The sequence below is a fragment of the Paenibacillus sp. FSL L8-0436 genome (assembly GCF_038593025.1).
GTDB lineage: Bacteria > Bacillota > Bacilli > Paenibacillales > Paenibacillaceae > Paenibacillus_AQ.
The window spans coordinates 3,878,154-3,895,743 of the sequence record NZ_CP151955.1 but is presented as its reverse complement, the minus strand read 5'-3'; the positions used below and the strand labels follow the sequence as shown (position 1 = coordinate 3,895,743).

Genomic DNA, 17,590 nt, shown 5'->3' with positions numbered 1-17,590 from the left:
CTAAACATGGAATCATGCTGTTTATTCGCACTACAGAAGTTTTCCATAATAGAGCGGTGCTTATGCAAGGAATTCAAAATCCCAGCTTGTGTAGAATTATTGCTCTTTATCCCGCCCGAGCAGCCCGCTGAGAGCCTCTGTCACGTTCATACCGGTAAGCGTCTGTGTCAATTCAGGAACCTGGGCCATGATTTTGGCGATATCGCCGGTAATTTTGTTCACGCCGGATGAAGCTCCATCCTGGGAAATCACTGTAATCTTATCGACTTTGGACAGCGGGGAAGCGATTTTGTCAGCCAGCTCTGGCAGAACCTTCAAGAATTCCACTATAAGGGCGGCTTGCGTGAACTGTTTGTACGCTTCAGCTTTCTTCTCCAGTGCCCCCGCTTCCGCTGCTCCGGCCAGCTGAACAATTTCCGCGTTGGCTTTTCCCTTCGCCAGTTCTGCTTCCGCGGTTGCCAGCCCCCGTTTGGTCATTGTGGCCGCTTCTGCTTCCGCCTCAAGAATTTGCCGCTGTTTAGCTGCTTCCGCTCTCATGATCGTAGCCTGATTCTCCGCCTCAGCAGGCTTGATCACCGTTGCCTCCAGCTCCCTCTGTCTCAGCTCAACTTCGATTTCCCGGACGGTCCGGTTGGCCTCCGCTTCCATCTGCGTGATCTTGACCTGTTCGGTAACCAGCGACTGCTTGATTTTGTTCTGCTGCAATTCGTACGCAAGATCCGCCTGTGCTTTTTTCACTTCAGTCTCCAGCTTAAAGTCCGCCTGCTTAATGTTCAAATCCTTCTCGAACAGAGATTCCTTGGCGCGGGCGGCGGTTCCCGCTTCAATGGTGGCCTGATGTGCATTGGCCTTGGCAATGGCGGATTCCTTCTCCGCCTCGGCTTGTTTGATCTGAATGTCGCGTTCTGCTTCCGCCTTGGCGATGCTGGCATCACGGCGGATGCGCTCAATTTCCGGAACCCCCATATTGTCGATATACCCTTTGTCGTCAGTAATTTTCTTAATGGTAAAGCTGACCACCTCAAGCCCCATCTTATCGAGGTCTTCCGAGCAGGTCTCCCGCATCTTGCTGTTGATTTCGTCAGGTGTTTTTAGAATGGATTCGACCGTTAATTGTCCGATCAAGCCGCGCAAATGGCCTTCCACCGAATGCAGGATAATCGTCTCACGGTCTTCTTCCGGCCTGTCGATAAACTGCTCACTGGCAGTCAGAATAGCAGTAGGATCGCTTTTAATCTTAATCTGGGCCACCGCCTCCAGGTTGAGCTTGATGCCCTGCCGGGAGAACATCGCCTGCGCCGGGATGACATCGAAGCTCATCAGCATCATGGAGATGGTCTTATTGTTCTGGAAGCCGGGAATGACGAACGTCCCGCCGCCCTGAACCACTCTTTTTCCACCGAGGCCGAATACAATCATCGCCTGATTGGGCGGAACCTTTTTATAAGCGTTCACGATACTGAACAAAGCCAGCAGGATAACAACAACAATTGCCGAGATTAAATAAAGAATAACCATTCGGTTCGACACTCCCCGTTATTTATAGTTGTTCGTTTTCCCTCTCGAAGAGGGTGACTACCGCCATTCCTTTATCCACCTTCAAAATAATCACCCTGTCGCCCTTGGCGAGCTGCTGGCCGGTTTCTGCCCGCACTCCAATCGAACGCATCGTTCCATGCAGCACATATTTCATCTCTCCCACTGCTCCATCCACTGCAGAAATGCTGATGTACCCGAGTTGTCCCGCCTGCTCATAATCCATTTTATTCATGCTACTATCATACCGAGTCATCACCCGGGCCAGCACCGCATATATCAGACAGCCCAGCAGCAAGGCCACCACGGTGCAGATCAGCACCACTGCAAGCATATTCATTCCGCTGAACCGGGTAAGCACATAACCACTGCCGCCCCAGACTGTGACAAACACCATCAGAGGGAGTATGGGCACAAAGCCCGGACCACCAGCATCGCCACCTCCCACATGCAGATGACCCGCCAGGCCATGCCCATGAAATCCGCCGCTGAGGAGAAGCAGCAATCCAACCCAGAAGCACACGATAAATACAGTAACGATAACAATCCCCCCTTTAAAGCATTTAAGATAGTGCCAAATGACTCTTATTTACGTTGTTATAAGATTTATAAACTCTTATACAGATCAACTTTCCTTTCTGCATGCGCAGCAAAAAGACCACAGAAGCGTCAGGGCTCTCCGTGGTCGGTTAATCGATCATGGCGCTCATCCTCTCTCTTCGAGGCTTACGGGGTTAGCTGACGGATTCGGGCTGCGAGATTGCCCTACCTTGTAAGAAGCGGCTGTTCAGCACGCAACAAGGATTCACCCCAAGTGAGCGGCAGCTATCTGAGCAAAAGCCGCATTCACCATTGGTTCCCCCGTTCCCATTATCGGAATTCAGCCATTTGAGAACAGTTATATTACATTCGGTTGTTGATTTGAATCTTACGCCTGTGACCATTTAATGTAAAACGTTGCGGATGGCAAAAGAAGCCCAAAATGCCATCACTTCACGAATGAATGCGCATTCTTTGGTTTTACTCTTAGTCGATCGATGATTTGCTCATTTTTGCTCCACTTCATGTCCCTGGGAAAACAAAACAGAAACCTCTACGGCTCATCATCATCCGCCGTACTCTTCTGTATTACACGTTAAAGTTCCGTCAGGAATATTCTGCAAATCATTCGGGAACGTTAACAGCAAAACTAATCGAAAGTTGAGCGCCTTATAATGACTAACCAAACTCAGACCTCATTTCCTTCTGTAGATCAAAATTCCGATTACATCGAAGCCGCACTGTTCCATACAAGTGACCTCAAAAAAAGAGGCTTATCCTTTCAGGGAAGGGAAGGAATGCTCTTTTATCTGGATTCTCTCACTGACACGGAATTGATTGAACGGAACGTGATTGTTCCATTTAGCCGTAATCAGGACAAAGACCTCTCTGAGCTTTTCACAATGCTTAGTTTCAGTTTGGAAACAGAACTAAACCAAGGTATTCAGGGACTTCTTGAAGGAAGCTGTCTTTATTTTTTAGAAGGAATGTCTGGATTTTATGTCCTCTTCACTCCTGCCAAATACGAACGAAGCATTAGCGAACCTGAGAATGAGGGGGTTATTCGGGGACCTCATAACGGTTTTATTGAACAGATGAAGGTTAACTTATACCTGATTCGCAAACAAATAGCCTCCCCAAACCTTATTGTCCGCTACTTCACACTTGGGAAATTCGCCCCCAAACAGGTAGGCTTAGTCTATATGGAGAATATCGCCAACCCTGAATTGATACAGATTGTAGAATCAAGAATAAAGAAAATTTCGCTCGATTGGATAATCTCCACTGGCTTTATTCAGGAATTAACGGAGGATAACTCCTTCTCCATATTTCCCCAACTAATCAATACGGAGCGTCCGGACCATACCTCAGCTTATTTGCTTGACGGATATGTCGCCATACTGCTGGATGGGGACCCCACAGCTCTGATTTTGCCGGCGAGCTTCTTCAGCTTTTATCAGACACCGGATGACTATAACAATCGATGGATGATCGCTTCTTTTGTCCGGTTTATCCGTCTGATCGGCTTTGTAACAGCATTTCAGTTGCCAGCGCTCTACATTGCCACCGTTTCTTTCCACTCCAATGTCCTTCCCTTGCAATTATTTTTTTCGATTCAAGGTTTATTGACCCGGGTCCCTTTTCCTCCGCTGATTGAAGCGATGCTGCTTGAATTTATATTCGAACTGCTGCGGGAAGCAGGGCTTCGTCTGCCCAGCCGTGTAGGTCAAACTATTGGGATTGTTGGGGGGTTGGTTATCGGGGATGCAATTGTTAAAGCGGGATTGGTTTCATATTCGATGATCATTGTTGTAGCGTTGACTGCCATTGCTTCTTTTCTTATCCCTTCCAACGAAATGAGCTCTGCTATCCGGTTTATGCGGTTTCCATTGATGATTGCTGCCTCATTATTCGGATATATTGGGATATCATTTGGGTTAACACTCATTTTCATACATTTGTGCAAGCTAGAATCGTTTGGGCAACCCTACCTGAGACCCTTAAGTCCCTTGAAATTTCAAGGTCTGAAAGATACCTTCGTACGCTTTCCAATTTGGTCCATCCGAAAGAGTTCAAGCAACCCAAAAACGGATAAATGATCATTAATTTACACAGTACTTACAGGAGTTGATACGGTGGCTCAAAAAGAAAAAAAGATCACAAGGGGACAACTCTTCCTTTTTATTATTCAAGCCCAAATCGGTGTTGGTATTCTGTCTCTTCCTAACAAACTTAACGAAACTGCCAAAGGTGGAGGTGGACTTTCTGTTTTAGTTGCAGGGGTTATTACCCAACTTGTCATCATTCTTCTGTGGGTCCTGCTGAAGAAATTCCCCGGACTTAACCTATTCGGTATTTGCATAAAACTTGCAGGCCCGATTATTGGCAGTCTATTGATTATTCTGTATATTGGTTACTTTATTCTGCTTGGCTCCAATACTATGCTTAGTGCCGTTGAGGTGCTCCGGAGATGGATGCTGCAAACTACGCCAAGATGGGCTGTATTAGCTCTTTTTTCTATCATGACTCTCTACCTCGCAAGAGAAAAGCTGACAGTATTGGCAAGATTTTATACGCTGGCTTCCATGCTTTTTATTCCACTATTTTTATTTGTCTGCTATGGATTGACTCAAGCCCATCTGGAAAATATGTTACCGCTGTTGGAAAAAGGCTTCTGGAATATCGTGAAAGGAGCGAAGGAAACAACCATATCAATGTATGGTTTCGAATTAATGCTGATCGTCTACCCTTTGTCTGAAGGTACAGATAAACAAAAATTGATAACGGTCAGTCTCTCCAACTTGTTTGTGACCCTGTTCTATTTCTTCGTGGTCTCTACCTGTCTGATGTTCTTTAACTCCGAGCAAATCAAACTGATTCCCGAACCGGTCATTTACTTAATGAAATCTCTAAGCTTTTTCATTATAGACCGTGCAGATATCTTGTTTTTGCCGATCTGGACCATAACCATTGTATGTTCTATCGTAAGCTATTGCTATGCAGCGTCCATTGGGCTCAGTGTTTTATTTAGACGGAAAAGCCATCGGAAATTCACTCCGTTTGTGAAGATCATTTCATTTATGATCGCGCTTGCGCCAGTAACTTCTGTTGGCATTCATCTAATGGATACAGCCGCTACAAATGCTGCCTATCTCTTTATTGGTGGATTCCCGCTTGTAATGTTAATCATTTCTCTATTTATAAAGAGAAAAGGAAGTGGCCTTGCATGAGATGGCGCGTGAAATTAGGAATGGTTGCACTGTCGGTGCTGATTATTCTTTTCCCCCTCAGCCTGACCGGATGCTGGGACCGGGAATATTTGAAAGACTTGCATCTGGCCTACAGTGTGGGGTTTGATCTAACTGAAAATGGAAAGATAAAAGAAACTGTGGAATTAATCATTCCACCTGATATTGAGCAAAAAGCTACTACGAACGAAATTCATACGAGTTATGGACATAACCTACGTAGTGCCAGCAATGAGATGCGTAATCGGGTGAGGGGAAACATAAGATTTCTTAAAAATGGTTTTCTCTTATTCGGAAAGTCCATAGCAGAGCATGGCCTGTACTCTAATTTGGATGTGAACTTCAGGGATCCAAGCAACCCGACATCCAACGTTAGGGTAATTATTGCGGAAGGAAATGCATCCGACATTCTTGAACAAAAAATGGTTGGAGAATTAAAGATTGGCGATTTCATTACACATAAGATTGAAAGTCTTGAGGAAATGAGTGTATTTCCAAAAGAAACGTTAGATACCGTGTTCCGGTTCCTGAAGGATCCTGGGCAGGACTTTGCTCTTCCCTATATAGCTATAGAAAGCGACGAGATTATCACAAAAGGATTGGCCCTCTTTAATGATCAGTATTATAGCGGGATGCTGAACCCGGATCAGTCAATATTACTAGTCCTGCTGAACGGGCAAAAGGGGAAAAATGCGCGATTCACAAAGAAAATTGTTCTGGGCTATCCGGATAATATACAGGAGTACATCACCATTAATGTAGGTTTAAAAAAAGTGAAACGGAAATTCAAGGTATCGGTTTCTGCTGACGAAAGTGTTGAAGTCAATTTGGAAATAAAACTTCAAGCCATCGTAGAAGAGTTTCCCGGAGAGGATTCGTTAAAAGATAAAGATCTTCAAAAAATAAATCAAGCGCTTTCGGAAATTCTTACAAAGGAAGCCAAATCGGTTGTGAAAGAAGTCCAAAAGGCTAACTGTGATATCTTTGGTGTGGGGAGAAAGCTTATTGCTTATCATCACAATGTCTGGAAGGAGAAAAATTGGTCTGAGGATTATCGTAAAGTGCAATTCCATCCTAAAGTGGAGGTTGAAATTGTAGATACCGGGATTCTTGAGTAGAGATGTTCCCAACCTTCTACGGTGAATATCCGCTAAGCTCATGAGCTAATATTTGCCGGCTCCCGGCAGCTGCAGACGTAGGCCGGCAGTGAAGAACAGCCGGTAAATGAGTACGCTAAGCAGTATGCTCGTGATGGCAGCGGATGATGTGAAAGAGAAGACGATGAGTATCTGATAACGCACGGCTATGACCGGATTGGCTCCAGCAATAATCATTCCGGTCATCATCCCGGGCAGTTGTACAAGCCCCACAGTCTTCATGCCGTCAATCGTAGGAATCATACTGAATTTCACAGCCCTGGCTCTGACGGTCTGCATTGCCTGCTGAGCGGTTGCACCCAGGGACAGCAGTGTTTCGATTTCCCCTTTGTTCTGTTGAACCTCATGCTTAAACTGGTTAATGAATAGGCCGGAGACGACCATAGCACTTCCGATTGTCATTCCACTGATCGGAATAATATATTGCGGTGTAGCATCGATAATATGCAATCCGAGCAGTATTCCCATCATCATTAGCTCCGAGGCGGAAATTGCCACCGCAATCCTCCATACCAGCCCCGGCAGCCCCTTGCCTCGCTTGGCGGCATTAAATGAAGCAACACCAATCATAAAAATAATAATTAAAATGACAAAGGCCATATGCTCCGCCTGAAAAATAAACTGCAGCACATAACCTACCGCCAACAGCTGAACGGCAGAACGGATTGTGCCTATGGCTATGTCCTTTTCCAACCCAAGCTTCTGCCAGATGGAGATCAGCATCGTTCCGATGACAAACAGCAGTGTAAAGCTAAGCGCGGTCAAGCTCATGAGTGCTTTCCCCCTTCCGTACTCTGGATATATTTCCGGGCCAGTTCCACTACCGGTTCCTTAAATAAGCAATCGCTGCTATGATCCTGCAGGCTACCTTGGCTCAAAATCCATGTTCTGCTGCTGATTCTGCGGGCCTGTTCCAGATCATGCGTTACCCATACGAAGGAGGTGCCTTTCTCCTGATGCCAATTTAGCAGCAGCGCTTCAACCTTCTGGGTACTGTTCATATCCAGTGAAGCTGTGATTTCATCCAGCAACAGTATCCGGGGACGGAGCAGCAATGAACGGATCAGCGATATCCGCTGCTTCTCTCCGCCTGAGCAGTCTGCCGCTTTCTTCCCGAGATCCAGATAATCGAGACCGAGCTGCTCTATGAGCTGTGCGGCAAGAATCGAATCATAAGGAGTACCGTGCAGCCGGCTGACCAGCCGTAAATTGTCCTCCACACTGCCTGGCAGCATTACCGCTTGCTGTGCTACATAAGTTACTGCCATGCGCCATTGCCGGGGATTTATATCCTTGAACGAGACACCTTCCATGATCAAATCGCCTTCATCGGGAGAGTCCAGCAGCGCCAGTATCCGCAGCAGCGTGCTTTTCCCTTGGCCTGAAGCACCTATGAGAGCAATCCGCTCCGGCTCCGGGAGTTGAGCAGAGATGTGTGAGAACAGATATCTAGATGCATGATTTCCAGTGTCCCAATGGTATTTGGACAGATTAGATATTTCGAATAATCCACTCAACGCGAATCCTCCCTTCCGCCAAAAAGCTTGGCGATAATCAATTCTTCTATTCTGTCATTTACATGTTCTCAATATTGAAATCTTTGAGTTTTATTAATTGTCGCTTCCCTCTATTTCCCCGCTCCGTTATCATCTTCCCATCTTCATTTGTTTTCTTGATAATATAATCTCCAGTTAGTAAGTTATAGTCTTGTTCATCTGCTGCTTCTTGAGTTGCATTTCCAGAAAAGTATTCTCCCATCGTCGCCCCGATCATATACCATTCATTATCTTGAAATCTAAATTTATATTTGTTGTACCATCTCCAGTTACTTCCTCCATAATCACTAACGACAACAGATCCTCTATCAATTGAAAGAGATTCAAAAGGGTCTCCCCAAACGCCTCCTTCATCCGATTTTAAAATGACTTTGTCTGCAATTATTGATAACAAGTAAGAATCATTTGTTCCAAACGCTATTAGTAAGGACCGTTCAGGAGCCTCTTCTGTATTAGGTTGTAGTTGCTCAATTATCATTGCAACATCCGTAATTCCATCTTTATTCAAATCACCTTCTGTTGTAACAGGTTCATCATCTTGAATTAGTACTCTCCATCCAGATGGTATTAATGTATTTATATCTTTCAATGGTTGTTCTTCTACCACATCGGATTTGGAAGAAGGATGGTCACTGGAATTAACATTGCTACTATTACAAGCAGATAAAAGGAATATATTAAAAAGTATTATTAGTACATAACCAATCGTTCTCATAAAGACTCCCCTTAGTCGGTTGAATTACTTGAAGCAGCTCATATGGCTGAATGTTATCCAGTGCCGGTACCTTTCTAAAAAGCCATTCGGCCAGCTGATATGCAATGGAGATTCTTTAGGCATATTTCTTTATCATGACATTTAGAAACTCTCGAAAATCTTCAACATATGTTTGAGGCTCTATGATTTCTAATTCAGATCCAAAACTAGCCAAAAACCGGAATCCGATATGGTTTTGCGGCACATCTATTGTAGCTATTAAAAATTCAGAATTATAGGCTTCAATCCTTTTCTGCCCGTATCTTTCAATAAAGTGATCTTTTATGCTATGCGAGATCAATGCTTTAATTGTAATTAATTCCGGTTGATAATGTTGTTCGGCTTTTTGCTCAGTCAAAAAATCTCTAGGAACAAATGTTTTGATATCGATATGAAGATTATCTGTTCTGGACAATTTAAAAGTCCGATATTCCATTCGATTTAAACAAAACCCCTTCAAATACCAACTCCTTTCACTAAAATGAAGCTGGTATGGCTCGATCATTCTGTTCGTCTTCCCTCCATTTCCATCTATATAATCGAAGCTAAGTAATCTTCCTTGCACTATTGCTTCTTGACAAGTCTTTAGTATTTGAAGAATTTCAGAACGACCGTCCCAATCATAAAATGACAGGTGAATTGAACCTTTCCAGGTTGTTGAGCCTATCATTGATTCGATTTTTTTAAGAGTTAGCTCAACTTCGTCACTAAATAGAATTTGTCCCAATCCGCCTAATGCGGTTAGGATATTCTCTAAGTCTTTACTGCTTAAAAGTCGTTTGTCTAATTTGTATTCATCCATAATCCCGTATCCGCCCTTAACTCCATTTATAGAATAAATAGGTATATTAGACAAACTGAGAGTTTCCATATCCCGTAGAATCGTTCTTTTGGACACGTTAAATAATTGTGCAAATCCGGTTGCGGAAACAACATTCTTTTGCAGCAAGATCATTACTATAGATATTAATCTTTCAATTTTATTCATATTGTCCCTCCCTGATATTCCTTTTAAGGTAAAAAAATTATGCCAAAGCTATAATAGGTGACAAAATAGCTGTCACCTATTATAGCTTATACTTCATGTATTACAAGGAGGAGGTTTTTTCATGTCAGTTATTGCATATTTGAACTTTGATGGGAATACAGAGCAGGTCATTGAGTTTTATTCAGAAGCTCTGAATTCAAGTAAAGTAAAAAAAGTGAAATTTAAGGATTTTCCACAAGATCCAAACCACCCTATGCCAGAAAATGAGTTGAACATGATTATGGAGTCATCGTTAGAATTCGCTGGTGGACAAATTATGATGTCGGATTTTCTGCCTTCGATGAAGAAAGTAACAGGCGAGTTTGTTAAAGGCAATAATATACTGATTAGTATCGTTATTGATGATAAACAGGCACTGGAAAATTACTTTTCCAATTTGTCTGTGGGAGGCTATATTATTATGCCGTTATCAGAAATGCCTTGGTCTTCCTGCTTCGGAATGTTGGTTGATAAATTTGGTGTTGTTTGGAAGTTTAATAGCGACGCCTATAAGTTCCTTGATCGTTTAGCCGTGTAGCCTTCGCTTGCCCGCAATCTGCTGAATAAGCACAAAGTGGATGAAAAAAATAATCGGACCGGATAGGGATAATCCCCTGCCCGGTCCGGTTTTCACTTTTTTCACGCAAAACAGCCCCTTGTCGTAGGCAAAAACTATCTATTGACGGTTATAGTAAGGAAACTTGTTTTCAATTAACGGCTTATGCTGGAGAACTGCTCTCCGTTTATAGAGCATGCTGTCCTTCGGGAGCGTTAGCTTTTTATAAGTTCTGTAGGGTTCATACCGGTTATTTTCTTGAACAATGTGCTGAAGTAGGGAATATTCTTATAGCCGACCCGTTCCGCCACCTCATACACCAGCATATTCCGCTCCATGAGTAACTCCCGCGCTTTCTCGATCCGAACCCGGGTCAGGTAGTTATTGAAGGTTTCTCCAGTAATATTTTTAAAAATAATAGACAAGTGGTTCCGCGAAATGAATACCTTATCCGAAAGCTCGGCGAGTGTCAGCTCTTCCGCATAGTGCTCATGAATGTAACTGGTCATGAAATCGACAACCTGCCGATGCTTGCTGCTTCCTTTCCATTGCCTGTTGCTGCAGATCTTAGTGATTTTGTCCATAAGCCAGCTTGCCAGCTGGTCCGGTACGATCAGGCTGCTGATTTCCTTGGCAATCTGGTCATTGGTGAACAGGTCATCCAGTACAAAGCCAGATTCATACAACGAGTAGGTTATAATTCCCCATAGCTCGCTTCCAAGCATTTGTACGTATCCCTGTGATATCCCCTTCTGCTTTTTCATTTCCGTTATATATTCCAGCACAAGCTGATGGGCTTCCGCTTCCTGAGATGCCTTCATTGCTGTTGCCAGCTTATACGAGAACTTGACCGGAAAAAGGGCGACATTTCCCGGTTCGCTGCTGCTGTTCTCCCGGTACATATACACTTCATGTGCGGAAGCGACCCGTAATGCTCTTTGATCCATCGCGCGGAAAGCTTCCTCTGTCGAGTCGGAAAGCTTGGTCCATGTATCCTTCACTCCTCCGATTCCTATACGTGTAACCAGCTTGAGATAGCTGCCGATGCTGTCAATCAGCCGGATTCCCAGTTCTTCCAGCTTGTCTTCTAACTGTTCGAGCTGCCCTGCATCCGGATGAATAATCAGTAATGTTCTGGTACTGTGCAGCTCTGTGTATTCCAGATCCGGGAACAGCTTACGCGCTACTTCACAAGCAATATTGCTGACCGCAAACCGGAAAAGGTTCCAATCAGAGACGGATAGACATCTGGCTCGTTCATCACGGATCAGCTCGATTCCGACAGTGACATGCTTGCGCTCCTGCCAAAAAAGATATGACGGGGGAAGAGGTGTGCTGTCTCTGTATGTATGGCCCAGGGTACCAACAGCTGCGGAGCGAACCCACTCCAGTTCAACAAAAGGCTCATACATCGTCATTTTAAACTCAAGCTCCCACTGCCTGATTCGCTTCTCTTCCGCTTCCTCAAGTTCCTGTACGACATTGCTTAGAATCGATTTTAACGTCGGCAGACTGATTGGCTTAGAGACATAGTCGGTCACATGAAACCTTAGAGCCTGTCTCGCATGCTCAAAATCTGAATAACCGCTCAGAATAATGATTTTGCCTTGGAATCCTTCTTTCCTAAGCTGCTCCATCATATCCAGACCACTCATCACGGGCATATAAAGATCAGTGATCACAATGTCCGGTAGGGTACGGCGGATTACCTCCAGTCCGTCTTCTCCGTTCATAGCTTCTCCAACCCACTCAGCTCCCAGCTCATCCCAGGGAATCGCCCGTTTCATCCCCTTCAGGACTTGGCGCTCATCATCAATGATTGCGATTTTCCACATTACACTTACCTCCTTAACTCCTTAAGTACGAAAGTACGGCTGCATCTCATGTCAACGGAAGCGCTTACCAAAATAATATGTGCATTTGTATATTGACCATGGAACTATCTATTAGGGATCAGTCCTTTTTGGTTAGAGGATCTGTCAGCAGCGGGAGCGTTATTTCCACTATTGTTCCACCTTCTTCACGTTCTCCTAGTGCAATTCCATAACTCTCCCCGAAGTAACCGGATATTCTTTCTCTCACATTGTGTATACCGTAGCCTCCTGTATGACGGTTATGGGACCTGTCTTCAGGCTGCTTGAGTCCGGCACCATTATCCTCAATGACAATATGCAGAGCATCTCCCTTTCTCTCCATTACGATAGACACATAGCCGCTTTTCTGTTTGTTGAGTCCATGAACGATAGAATTCTCCACGAACGGCTGTAGTGTAAGCTTCGGAATGTATAACTCCTGTAGCTCAGACACTGCCTCAATCCTGTATTCAAGCCCTTCTCCCCAGCGCAGCTGCTGGATTTCCAGATAACACTTTATATGCAGCAGTTCATCTGCTATTGTGATGAAGCTGTTGCCGTTGGACAAGCCGATCCGAAACATACGTCCCATCAGCTCCAAAATGCGGCTAAGTTCGTCTTGTCCGGCCTCAATCGCCATCCAGTTGAGCTGATCCAGCATATTATATAGGAAGTGTGGATTGATATTAGCCTGAAGCGCCTCAATTTCAGCTTTACGTTGCTGATCATAACGGCGCTCCAGAGAGAGATATAGTTCTTCAATCCGTTCGTTCTGCTTCCGGTAACCGGAGAATAAATAACCGAATTCATTCTCATAATCCACCGGAAGTTCTACATTGTCGCCTCCTACGGAATATAGCCGCATCGCAGTTACGAGTTTTTTGATCGGCTTGGTAAATTGCTTGCTTAAAAAGTGGGTCAAGAGCAGTACCAACAGCACTGCAGCAATACCAATTAAACCGATCCATTCTGCCAGCTTCAGGCTGCTTGCCGTGATCTGTTTCCAAGACGTAAATTCAATTAGTGTCCAGATGGAATTATCCATTCTGGAGTAGACGAGCAGTGTATCACGCGATTCATCATTTGCCGGAATATGGACATAGCCCGATTTATTGCTTTTGAGATCAATCCACTGGGACCAGTCATTCTGGTCAATGGCATCGCCTATTTTCATAATTTGCTGTCCTTCGCTGCTTGCCATGATCCGGTTAGATCCGTCGGAATTGCCGGTTAGCAGTTTCCGGATCTCGTTGGCCTTGATGTGGACGACAAGGACACCTAAATAGTCATTCTCATTTATTATTTTTCTGGAAAAGCTGAGCACCGGAACCTCACCTTGCGGGCTGGTGAAATTATACTCTTTGGACCAGCAAAAGTCGCTCTTCGCCAGACATCCGGCCCCCTCCTGCTTGTTGAGATCCGTAAGGTTCCGGAATTGGATGTAGCTTTGCCGTTCACTTAGGATAGGGTTATCCATATACAGGTCAATCCCTTGAATCAGCGGGATCGCATAGGTCAAATTCGCGAGTGCACTTTCTACACCTGAACGTCTGCGGTATCTCTCAAATTCATCCTGCCTGTTCAGGAGAAAATTTATCAGCTCGCTGTCGCGCGAGCTGGACAGTGAAATCTGCTCGATCATGACTAGCCGGGTCGTAATTTCATTATTCAACTCATCCAGCAACTGCTGTTGGTAATAGGAGGTAGTCTTTACGAGCGCCTTGGATGAATTGCTGTAGCTTGTCCATGCTGTAACACCGATAACCGCAATAAGCACTATGGCAAAGCTATGAAAAAACAGGCGGTCAATTCTGTATTTTTTAAAAGGATTGCTCAAACGCTCTACCTTCCTTCAACTCCGGTTCAGACACAATAAACGGTAAAGCTGCGAAGGGTATTCGAAGCTTTACCGTTAACGGGCTGATGTTTTTTAAAAAGATAAGAATTTATATGTTTCACGCTATATATTATCCTTCTATTTCTCGCTGAAACAGATACCGTCCTTTTGAGGACGGCAAAGCCGTTTCCACTTGCATCTTATCCTTTTATTCCCGTTGTTGCAATCCCATCAACAAAATACTTCTGAAGGAACATGAAGACAATAGTTGCTGGAAGAATTGACACTAGTGACATGGCAAGCAGTTGACCCCACTCCGCCGCTGATTGCGAGTCATTGATCATACGCAGCGCGAGTCCAACAGTATACTTGTCCACGCTGTTGATGTACAGGAGATGACCCAGGAAATCGTCCCAATTCCACAAGAAGCAGAAGATCGTCACGGTAACGATCGCTGGAAAGGCGAGAGGCATAACAACCCTCCAAAAGATACCGAACCAGGAACACCCGTCAATTTTGGCCGATTCATCAAGTTCTCTTGGAACACCGCGAATAAATTGAATCAGCAGGAAGACGAAGAAACTGCCGCCTGCCCCACCGGCAAGCAAATGGGGGACGATAAACGGAAGATACGTATTCACCCAGCCGAGCTGGTAGAACAATGAGTATTGAGGGATGATTAGCACTTGTCCAGGCATCATTAAGGTCAGCATCAGGATGGAGAACCAGAAATTCTTCAACGGAAAATCCAATCTCGCAAAACCGAAGGCAACCAGTGTGCAGGATAACAGCGTTGCGACGATTACGGCAAACTCAAGTCCGAAGGTATTAAGATAGAAATCCGTAAAGGTGTGTCCTGGAACCGAACTCCAGCCTTTTGTGAAGTTGCTCCATTGGGGGACAGCTGGAAAAATCGACGGTGAGCCAAGCTCTGTACTGTGTTTCAGTGAAGCACCGATCCACCAGAGAACCGGGTAAACCATAATGAAACTGAAGAGTATCATGAACAGATGGCGAAACGCAGGCTTCAATTTTAGTGTTGTCATTTACGTTTTTTCCCTCCAGTGTCTGTTTCATAGAATACCCAATACTTCGAGGTGTAGGAGATCAGTACAGTAGCTGCAATAATTCCGACCAGCATAATCCAGGCAAGTGCTGAAGCATACCCCAGCTCGTAACGGCTGAATGCCCGTTCATACAAATACATCGCATACACATAAGTGGAGTTCATCGGCCCGCCGTTCGTAATCACAAATGCGGAAGTGAACATTTGGAAGGCTCCGATGACTGCCATAATCAGGTTGAAATAAAGAATCGGTGAAAGCATCGGCAGTGTGATTTTGAAGAATTGAGTTACTTTATTGGCCCCATCCACAGAAGACGCCTCGTACAGATCATTAGGAATTTGCTTCAGGCCGGCCAGAAAAATAACCATGGTGGAGCCGAATTGCCAGACCGTCAGCAGAATCAGCGTGCCAAGTGCCGTATCGGGACTTGTAATCCAGCCCTTTCCTTCAAAGCCAAAGACGCCAATCAGTTTGTTAAAGACCCCGTCTACACCAAAAATGTTGCGCCAGAGCAGCGATACCCCGATACTCCCTCCGATAAGTGACGGGAAATAGATCGCCGTGCGGTAGAAGCTTATTCCTTTTACCGCCTTGCTGAGTATCATAGCGACAAAGAGAGCCGCTATAAGCTTCAAAGGTACGGAAGCCAGCACATAAGTGAAGGTTACCTTAGCAGATTGGATGAATTTAGGATCCGCTGTAAAAATACGCTCATAATTGCGGGTCCCAATCCACTTCATAGGCTGCATTAAAGTGTAGTCGGTAAACGAATAGTACAGTGATAAAAATAACGGATACGCCGTAAGCGCTAGAAAGCCGATCAGCCAGGGCGAAATAAATAAATAGCCTGCAAGCGGAGCGTTCCATCTGCTTCGAAAGTATGAGCTTTTTTTCGTCTGCGCAGCAGATTGGGCTACAGTGGCTGTGGAACGGTTCATCTGTGGTCACCTCTTGTGGTTAATTTTTATACTTTAAGTATATAATCCGCTTATCATCCGCTAAAGGAGGGGAATGCTCGAATTCTTTCAAAATATAACGACAAAAAAAAGAAGCGGTATCCACCGCTCCCCCATTTAGAAGAATCATTAATAAATTGTTCTTCCCCATTGGTCAGCAATGCCGCTCTTCCGGAGGAAGTACGTATTGATTCTATCCCGCCACTCCTTAGCATGCTCAGCCTGCTCCGCAAGACGCTTTGCTACATGCTGGTACGCCTGTTCATCCACTTGTCCCTTCACTAGCTTCCAGACATCTAACAATCCAGCTGCCCGCTCCGCGCCTTCAAAATGTGTGTCATAAATATGCTGAATCACAGTTTTGTCAGAATGAAGCACATGCGTATATGGGACATGGTGGAAGAAAAGCAGCAGTTCATCCGGACAGCTCTCGAGCGACTCGTACAGTTCCATGTTAATAGGGGCATATTGGGAGGTATACCCGGTTCCTGTTGCTGTAGTGCGGTCCACACCCATACCATAACAGTCTGCGAAGTGATAAGTACCCCACATTGAATATTCATATCCATCCACATTAGGGCCGTAGTGATGGTCAGGATTGACCATAAACCCAACGCCCAGCGGGGCTGTATACGATTCATAAATCCGGTTCTCCGAATCGGCCTTTACCAGAAATCCTCCAAAATCAAGAATTTCTTCATATATTTCCGACGCTGCGGTCATCCACCATTCTCGGACGTCTGAATCCAGCGGATCTGCCGATGAGAGACCGCCGATCTCTATGGTACTAGCATAATTGATACTCAGAAACAGCTTGATGGCATAGCTGCGGAAAATAGCTGCCAGCTTCGCCACATCCGGCAGGAATTCTGTTAGCAGTCTGCTCTCCACCCGGTGGACATTCACATTATTAATGGCGATCGCATTGATTCCGCTGGAGGCCAGCAGGCGGGCGTAATCTTGAATACGCTGAAGATTGCTTGTTACCCGGTTAGCTTCATAAAAAATTGATTCCCCGGCATACCCCCGTTCCACGCTCCCGTCCATATTATCCCACTGGTTGATCATGCGCAGCTGATTGACAGGGTTCTCCAAAATATTCAAATTCTGAACAGAGCCCCCTGTACCCATGATTCGCAGCAGATGGAACACTCCATATAATACACCTGCGGGAGTAGCTGCTCCGATGGCAATATTTCCGGTAATGCTGTCCGTTTGAAGCGCATAACCCTCCGCTTTAAAAGCATCGCTTACACCGGTGCTGAATGATTTATCTATCGCTAAGCCAGTTTCTCCCTGTGATTCCCTCCATGCCTTGAGTCAGCTCGTTCACTGCAGAACGAATAACAACATCATCCTGCTCAGTCACAACAAGATGATTGTATCCCGCATATTGATCAATCTTGATCTTTTTATGTCCCAGCGCCAGCATGGCCGGAATATTCGGTACAGCCTCTACACAGAAATAAATTCAAGGCCCGGAACAAGGCTGTTCCGGGCCTT

At 45.0% G+C, this 17,590-nt stretch carries 14 protein-coding genes, 1 pseudogene and 1 riboswitch; of the genes and pseudogenes, 4 read left to right on the top strand and 11 right to left on the bottom strand.

Features of this window, described 5'->3' with window-relative positions; translation table 11 throughout:
• Positions 1-96: 96 nt before the first annotated feature.
• On the bottom strand, positions 97-1,518 hold the full coding sequence (locus NSS79_RS17795; RefSeq protein ID WP_342435517.1) for an SPFH domain-containing protein: 1,422 nt from the start codon (positions 1,516-1,518) through the stop codon (positions 97-99).
• Between the two features lie 22 nt (positions 1,519-1,540).
• A complete protein-coding gene (locus tag NSS79_RS17790) occupies positions 1,541-1,951 on the bottom strand; it encodes a hypothetical protein (protein ID WP_342435516.1) in 411 nt (136 codons plus the stop codon).
• Between the two features lie 293 nt (positions 1,952-2,244).
• A riboswitch (cyclic di-AMP (ydaO/yuaA leader) is annotated at positions 2,245-2,432 on the bottom strand.
• Between the two features lie 318 nt (positions 2,433-2,750).
• Here NSS79_RS17790 and NSS79_RS17785 point away from each other — a divergent pair.
• From NSS79_RS17785 to NSS79_RS17775, 3 genes are read left to right on the top strand one after another with little or no spacing between them, the layout of a single operon-like run.
• The gene (locus tag NSS79_RS17785) at positions 2,751-4,175 is read left to right on the top strand and encodes a spore germination protein (protein ID WP_342435515.1); all 1,425 of its coding nucleotides are present in this window, start codon (positions 2,751-2,753) and stop codon (positions 4,173-4,175) included.
• Between the two features lie 36 nt (positions 4,176-4,211).
• Positions 4,212-5,306 carry a GerAB/ArcD/ProY family transporter gene (locus NSS79_RS17780; protein WP_342435514.1) on the top strand — a complete coding sequence of 365 codons (1,095 nt, stop codon included), beginning with the start codon at positions 4,212-4,214 and terminating at the stop codon, positions 5,304-5,306.
• Positions 5,303-6,442, top strand: coding sequence for a Ger(x)C family spore germination protein (locus tag NSS79_RS17775; RefSeq protein WP_342435513.1), 1,140 nt, complete (start codon positions 5,303-5,305; stop codon positions 6,440-6,442). Before NSS79_RS17780 ends, NSS79_RS17775 begins: the two co-directional genes overlap by 4 nt.
• A 45-nt stretch (positions 6,443-6,487) precedes the next feature.
• Here the strand turns inward: NSS79_RS17775 and fetB are convergent, their stop codons facing one another.
• From fetB to NSS79_RS17755, 4 genes are all read right to left on the bottom strand, one after another.
• A complete protein-coding gene (gene fetB, locus NSS79_RS17770; RefSeq protein ID WP_342435512.1) occupies positions 6,488-7,252 on the bottom strand; it encodes an iron export ABC transporter permease subunit FetB in 765 nt (254 codons plus the stop codon).
• Positions 7,249-7,998 (bottom strand): ATP-binding cassette domain-containing protein, encoded by a 750-nt coding sequence (locus NSS79_RS17765; RefSeq protein ID WP_342435511.1) that lies wholly within the window; start codon positions 7,996-7,998, stop codon positions 7,249-7,251. The genes fetB and NSS79_RS17765 overlap by 4 nt, the downstream gene beginning before the upstream one ends.
• A gap of 58 nt (positions 7,999-8,056) precedes the next feature.
• A complete protein-coding gene (locus NSS79_RS17760; RefSeq protein WP_342435510.1) occupies positions 8,057-8,752 on the bottom strand; it encodes a hypothetical protein in 696 nt (231 codons plus the stop codon).
• Between the two features lie 115 nt (positions 8,753-8,867).
• Positions 8,868-9,779 (bottom strand): YafY family protein, encoded by a 912-nt coding sequence (locus NSS79_RS17755; protein ID WP_342435509.1) that lies wholly within the window; start codon positions 9,777-9,779, stop codon positions 8,868-8,870.
• Between the two features lie 121 nt (positions 9,780-9,900).
• Here NSS79_RS17755 and NSS79_RS17750 point away from each other — a divergent pair, with 121 nt between their 5' ends.
• A complete protein-coding gene (locus NSS79_RS17750; protein ID WP_342435508.1) occupies positions 9,901-10,356 on the top strand; it encodes a VOC family protein in 456 nt (151 codons plus the stop codon).
• Between the two features lie 233 nt (positions 10,357-10,589).
• Here NSS79_RS17750 and NSS79_RS17745 read toward each other — a convergent pair whose 3' ends face one another.
• From NSS79_RS17745 to NSS79_RS17725, 5 genes and pseudogenes are all read right to left on the bottom strand, one after another.
• Positions 10,590-12,209, bottom strand: a complete 1,620-nt coding sequence (locus NSS79_RS17745; RefSeq protein WP_342435507.1) for a response regulator transcription factor — start codon at positions 12,207-12,209, stop codon at positions 10,590-10,592.
• A 118-nt stretch (positions 12,210-12,327) separates the two neighbouring features.
• On the bottom strand, positions 12,328-14,064 hold the full coding sequence (locus NSS79_RS17740) for a sensor histidine kinase (RefSeq protein WP_342435506.1): 1,737 nt from the start codon (positions 14,062-14,064) through the stop codon (positions 12,328-12,330).
• Positions 14,065-14,264: 200 nt separating this feature from the next.
• Positions 14,265-15,110 (bottom strand): carbohydrate ABC transporter permease, encoded by an 846-nt coding sequence (locus NSS79_RS17735; protein WP_342435505.1) that lies wholly within the window; start codon positions 15,108-15,110, stop codon positions 14,265-14,267.
• The gene (locus NSS79_RS17730; protein WP_342435504.1) at positions 15,107-16,069 is read right to left on the bottom strand and encodes a sugar ABC transporter permease; all 963 of its coding nucleotides are present in this window, start codon (positions 16,067-16,069) and stop codon (positions 15,107-15,109) included. Before NSS79_RS17730 ends, NSS79_RS17735 begins: the two co-directional genes overlap by 4 nt.
• 147 nt (positions 16,070-16,216) lie before the next feature.
• Positions 16,217-17,519, bottom strand: a pseudogene (locus NSS79_RS17725) (hypothetical protein).
• Positions 17,520-17,590 lie beyond the last annotated feature (71 nt).